Consider the following 1,178-nt stretch of genomic DNA (forward strand, 5'->3'; position numbering starts at 1 on the left):
CACATGGGCCATGCCTTTGCCTTTACCCTGCCGGATGTGGTGGTGCGCTACAAGCGCATGCGCGGCTACAACGTCCTCTGGCTGCCCGGTACGGATCATGCCAGCATTGCCGTGCACACCATCCTGGAAAACCAACTGCGCCAGGAGGGCAAGAGCCGCTTTGACCTGGGCCGCGAGGCTTTTCTGGAGCGGGCCTGGGCCTGGAAGGAGCAATCCCAGGGCACCATCAAAAGCCAACTGCGGCGCCTGGGCCTGTCGCTGGACTGGACGCGGGATCGCTTTACTCTCGATGAGGGGCTGAGCCGGGCAGTTACGGAAGCCTTTGTCCGCCTCTACGAAGCAGGGCTAATTTACCGGGGCGAGTATTTGGTCAACTGGTGTCCGGCCACCCAGTCGGCAGTCTCCGACATTGAGGTGGACAACAAAGAGGTCAAGGGCCACCTCTGGCATTTCCGCTATCCCTTGGCCGCGGATCCCAACCAGTACCTGGTGGTGGCCACCACCCGCCCCGAGACGATGCTGGGGGATACAGCCGTGGCGGTCCACCCGCAAGACGAGCGCTACCGCCATCTCATTGGCCAGTTTGTGCGGCTGCCCATCAAGGATCGCCTTATCCCCATCATCGCCGACGAGTACGTGGATCCCTCCTTTGGCTCCGGCTGTGTCAAAGTTACCCCAGCCCACGATCCCAACGACTTTGAGATGGGCCGTCGCCACCAGTTGCCCTTGATCAACATTCTCAACAAGGACGGCACCCTCAACGAGAACGGGGATCCCTTCACCGGTCTGGATCGCTTTGTCGCCCGCGAGAAGGTGGTGCAGTGGTTTGCCGAGCACGGTCTGCTGGAGAAGGTGGAAGAGTACACCCACAGCGTGCCCTACAGCGACCGCGGGGGCGTGCCCATCGAGCCGCTGCTCTCCATTCAATGGTTTTGCGATGTCTCGGGGATGGGGGCCCGCTGCTTGCAGGAGGAGCGGGAACACCACAACCCCCGCTTTATTCCGGAGCGCTGGACCAAGGTTTACACCGGCTGGCTGGAGAAGCTGCGCCCCTGGTGCATCTCGCGGCAACTGTGGTGGGGGCACCAGATCCCGGCCTGGTATCCGGTCATCGACGGTCAGATCCCTGAGGATCCCCAGGCTTTTGTGGTGGCCCGCAATGCCGAAGAGGCCTGGGC

General features: G+C 62.4%; 1 protein-coding gene. It reads left to right on the forward strand.

Annotated elements, in window-relative coordinates; translation table 11 throughout:
- Nucleotides 1-1,178, forward strand: a 1,178-nt coding sequence (locus NW857_RS12665; RefSeq protein WP_414369167.1) for a class I tRNA ligase family protein, incomplete at both ends; no start/stop codon positions are given.

Origin of the sequence: Synechococcus sp. H55.9, assembly GCF_047462355.1 — a bacterium.
In the GTDB taxonomy this organism is placed as follows: Bacteria; Cyanobacteriota; Cyanobacteriia; order Thermostichales; family Thermostichaceae; genus Thermostichus.